The 4,277-nt window shown below is 75.7% G+C and carries 5 protein-coding genes; 3 read left to right on the top strand and 2 right to left on the bottom strand.

The window, feature by feature from the left end; all coding sequences use genetic code 11:
- Positions 1-64: 64 nt before the first annotated feature.
- Together ACL02O_RS33705 and ACL02O_RS33700 are read left to right on the top strand one after the other, a co-directional pair.
- A complete protein-coding gene (locus tag ACL02O_RS33705) occupies positions 65-1,273 on the top strand; it encodes a DUF1015 family protein (RefSeq protein WP_412822232.1) in 1,209 nt (402 codons plus the stop codon).
- A 64-nt stretch (positions 1,274-1,337) separates the two neighbouring features.
- The gene (locus ACL02O_RS33700) at positions 1,338-1,808 is read left to right on the top strand and encodes a ribose-5-phosphate isomerase (RefSeq protein WP_412822231.1); all 471 of its coding nucleotides are present in this window, start codon (positions 1,338-1,340) and stop codon (positions 1,806-1,808) included.
- A gap of 9 nt (positions 1,809-1,817) precedes the next feature.
- Here ACL02O_RS33700 and ACL02O_RS33695 read toward each other — a convergent pair whose 3' ends face one another.
- Positions 1,818-2,243, bottom strand: coding sequence for a hypothetical protein (locus ACL02O_RS33695; protein WP_412822230.1), 426 nt, complete (start codon positions 2,241-2,243; stop codon positions 1,818-1,820).
- Between the two features lie 90 nt (positions 2,244-2,333).
- A complete protein-coding gene (locus tag ACL02O_RS33690) occupies positions 2,334-3,554 on the bottom strand; it encodes a GNAT family N-acetyltransferase (protein WP_412822229.1) in 1,221 nt (406 codons plus the stop codon).
- A 99-nt stretch (positions 3,555-3,653) separates the two neighbouring features.
- Between ACL02O_RS33690 and ACL02O_RS33685 the strand changes: the two genes are divergently transcribed.
- Positions 3,654-4,190, top strand: coding sequence for a hypothetical protein (locus ACL02O_RS33685; protein ID WP_412822228.1), 537 nt, complete (start codon positions 3,654-3,656; stop codon positions 4,188-4,190).
- Positions 4,191-4,277 lie beyond the last annotated feature (87 nt).

The raw sequence follows: 4,277 nt of genomic DNA, 5'->3' as shown, positions 1-4,277 counted from the left end.
ATCTGGTGGACTCGGCGCGGGTCCGGCTCCGGCGCGGCGGGCGGCGCGGGTAGCGTCAGCGGGCATGACGGTCGTGCATCCGATCGCCCGGGCCTGGATCACCACTGGCGGCACCGGCGCGCAGAACTACGACGAGTTCGCCGACGACGCGGAGATCACCGCCATCGTCGAGGCGAACCCGCACAGTGCCCTGGGCATCGAGATGCCCCACCGGGCGCCGGAGAGCCTCGGCAGGTCCTTCCTCGACGCGCTCCCCGACGCGGTGGCCCGCCTCGCCGAGGCCAAGGCGGACGGCAGCTACACCCCGGCCGAACAGGTCGTGGTGCTCTACCGGATCAGCGCGCCGGGCGAGGAGAACGCGTACGGCCTCTTCGCCATGGTCGACACCGACCAGATCTCCACCCGGGCCGACGAGCCCGGTCTGGTGATCCGCAACGAGGACGTCTTCATCGCCAAGGTGCGGGAGCGGGTCGCGCTCGCCGAGGCGCTGGGTCACCTGCTCTCGCCCGTGCTCCTGCTGCAGACCGGGCGCGGCGACGAGCTGCACGCCGCGCTCGCGGCGGTGACCGAGGCGGCCGGCGCGCCCGCCGCCACCGACGTCGACCAGTCCGGGCGGACGCACGCCATCTGGCTGCTGGGCCCCGGCGCGGCGCAGGACGAGCTGACCGCCCTGGCCGGCGGCGGCGAGCTGGTGGTCGCGGACGGCAACCACCGCAGCCTGGCCGCGCAGACCGGCGGCTTCCCGCGCTTCCTGTCGGTGATCACCACCCCGGCCTCGGTCGCCATCCAGCCCTACAACCGGCTGGTCAGCGAGCTGACCACCACCCCGGCCGAGCTGCTCGACCGGCTCCGCGCCGCCGGCGCGGAGATCACCCCGGTCGACGGCCCGGTCCAGGTGCCGGCGGCCGGCGGCGCCGTCCACCTCTACCTCGCCGGCCAGGGGTACGCGGTCACCCTGCCGCACGTCGGTGGCGGTCGGCTGGAGAACCTCGACCACGCGCTGGTCGAGCGTCTGCTGCTGCGGGACGCGCTCGGCCTCGACCCGGGGGACAAGCGGATCACGTACGTGGGTGGCGACTACCCGGCGAGCTGGCTCACCGCCGAGGTCGACGCCGGCCGGGCCGAGCTGGCGGTGCTGATCGCCCCGGTGACCGTGGACGACTTCGTCGCGGTCAACCTGGCCCGGGAGAAGATGCCCCGCAAGAGCACCTGGTTCACCCCGAAGGCGCGGGCCGGCCTGGTCGTGGCCGAGCTGCCGCAGGCGATCCTGTGACGAATCCGCCTCCGTGCCGCCGCCCGCGCGGCGGCACGGAGGCGGGCCTGTCAGACTGCGCGGTATGCGCGTCTACCTGGGATCCGACCACGCCGGTTTCGAGCTGAAGGTGCACCTGGCCAACCACCTGGCCAAGCAGGGGTACGAGGTGGTCGACGTCGGCCCGCACGCCTACGACCCGGACGACGACTACCCGGCGTTCTGCCTGCACACCGGTGACCGGGTGGTCGGCGACCCGGGCAGCCTCGGAGTGGTCATCGGCGGCTCCGGCAACGGCGAGCAGATCGCCGCCAACAAGATCGCCGGCGTCCGGGCCGCGCTCGCCTGGAACGTCGACACCGCCCAGCTGGCGCGGGAGCACAACGACGCCAACATCATCGCCGTGGGCGCCCGCCAGCACACCCTGGACGAGGCGACCGCCCTGGTGGAGGCGTTCCTGACCACGCCGTTCTCGGGCAACCCCCGGCACTCCCGCCGGATCGCCCAGGTGGCCGGGTACGAGCAGACCCGCCAGCTCCCCGACCTGCCCGCCTGACGCCGGCCCCTAGCGGCCGGTGCGGGGCAGTTCGTCCCGGGGGATCCAGTTGCGGCGCACGATCACGACGCGGGCCTCGGCCTCGGCCAGGTCCGCGTCGTTCGGCCGGGCCGCGTCCCGCGCCCGCAGCGCGGCGGTGACGCTCACCTGGGACGACCCCGACCCGACCAGCCCGCGCAGCCCGCGTTCGCCCTCGTCGGCGGCGGGGCCGGTACGGCGGGGCCGGACCTCCGACGACTCCAGTTCGGCGCGTCTGGGGGCACGCGGTGACCTGGGGCGGTCGTCGTGCCCGGCGGGCGTGGCCGCGCTCGGTCCGTCCGCGAAGGTGCCGGAGAGCTCGTGCCTGCCTGCCCGCCCGGCGGCACCTTCGCCGTCCGGTGTCCCACCGTCGCCGTGGTGCCGCAGCCGCCGTCGCCGTCGCTCCGCCTCACCCATCACCCGACCGTACCGCCCCACCCCGCCCCGCCCGAGATCCTGGGCTGTTGCCGTCCCACCGAACGCCGACCTGCCCGGATCCGGCCGAGGTCAGAAGACCTCCATGGGGGCGGGGGCGCGGTGCCAGGTGAACGCGGCGGCGGTCGCCGCCACCGTTCCCGGCACGAGTTCCCGGACCCGGCCGGCGGCGGCGAGCGCGCCCAGGCCGGCGCCACCCAGGTAGAGCTCGCCAAGGGCGCGTACGTCGCAGGCGAGCCGGGCCGGCGCGTCGGTGGCGACGCACTCGGCGCCGGCCGGGTCGCCGACCAGCCGCCACCGGCCGGCGTTCTCCGGCAGCAGCTCGTCGGTCACCTCGACGACCACGTCGACGTCGGTCGCGTACCGGCGGGCGGCCAGCGCGGCGGGCACGTCGACCACGCGGACCCAGAGCGCGTCGGCGAGCTGTGCCCCCAGCATGCGCGGCTCGTTGACCAGCCACAGCAGCGGCTCGTCCAGCGCCACCCAGCGGTACGTCAGCCGCCGGGTGAGGTCGAGCGAGAACAGCAGCCGCCACAGCGCCAGGTACGCCTCCGGGGTGGCGGCCACCACCTCGTCCACCAGGACCTCGCCCCGTGGCCCGGTCGGTGTCCACTCCTCCTTGCTGCGGAACAGCGCGTACCCGTCGGGACCGCCGGCGCCCTCGTGCCACAGGAGCCGCCGCTCGGTCGCCCCGCCCCGCCGCGCCGGCACGTCCGACAGCCGGTAGGTCCACCACCGCTCGTCCCGGCTGGACCAGCCGGGGCGGTCGGCGCGCACCCGCTCGTACAGCCGGGCGAGTTGGGCCCGGTGCGCGGTCGGCCGGCCCAGCCGGAGGCGTCCCTCGGCGGGGGTGGGCTCCGGCAGGCGCAGTTCGGCGGTGTCGCACTGGATCGTGCAGCGTCGGGCGGCCAGCCCGTACCCGAACCGGGGGTAGATCCGGCCCTCGCTGGCCCACAGCACCGCGACCGGCTCGCGGCCGTCGTCCCGGACCTCGCGGAGCTGCCGGCGCATCAGGGCGGTGAGCAGGCCCCGCCGCCGGTGGGTCGGGGCGACCGCCACCCCCGTCACGTGCGCGGCCGGCACGCTCGCCCCGGGCACCGCCAGCGCGCGGCTGTACGCCGTGGCGTGCGCCACCGCCGCACCGTTGTCGCGCACCAGCAGGGCGCGTTCGGGTTCGTAGACGGCGCGCTCGACCTCGACGCCGGCCGGGTCGAGATCGTCGTGGAAGGTCAGGGAGTACAGCGCGGCGATCTCGTCGAAATCCTCGGCCCGGGGCACCGTCACATCCGTCATCGATCGTGTCTAGCTCATCACATCCGGGGTCGGCGACCGATTTGCCGGCTCGCTACCCTCGGAACGGTGGCCGGCGTCGGCCGAGGGGGAGGACACGAGATGGCGGACCAGACACAGCCGTGGGCCGAGCAGACCGTGGAGGTGCCGCCCCAGCCCGGTGTCGGGGTGGTGCCGTCGCAGCGCGACGCGTTCCAGCGTGGGGTGGCCCAGGTGGGACAGCGCCGTACCCCACGGACCGAGCAGTTCGCCACCGTCGACCCGGCCGACTGGTCGGGCGGCTCCGCCCCGCGCCGGCCGATGAGCTGGCACCTGGCGCAGCTGCGCCGCGGCGGGGAATGGAGCGCCGCCGGCGCGCTCTTCGCTTTTGTCTGCTGGGGCATCTGGGCGATCTCCGGCCGGGGCAACCTGACCGCCCCGCTGCTCACCTTCGTGCTCAGCCTGCTCACCGCGGTCGGCCTCTTCGCGCTCGCCCGTCTGGTCGGCCGCCTCGTCTGGGAGCGGCAGCTCGGCCGGGTCCGCCGCGGCGCGCGCGGCGCGCACCTGCTGACCGCGCTCTTCCTGGCCGGGGTGGGGGTCGCCTACCTGCAGCAGACCGAGTGGGTGGTGACCGCCTGGAACTGGGTCACCGGCAACTGAGCCGCCGTGGCCGCGGGCGGGGGGGGGGGGGGGGGACGCCCCCCCCCCCCCCCCCCCAAACCCCCCCCCCCCCCCCCCCCCCCCCCC

The organism is Micromonospora mangrovicola, assembly GCF_047200535.1.
In the GTDB taxonomy this organism is placed as follows: domain Bacteria; phylum Actinomycetota; class Actinomycetes; order Mycobacteriales; family Micromonosporaceae; genus Micromonospora.
Note: the sequence above shows the minus strand (reverse complement) of the source record. Positions and strands in the feature narration are given on the sequence as shown.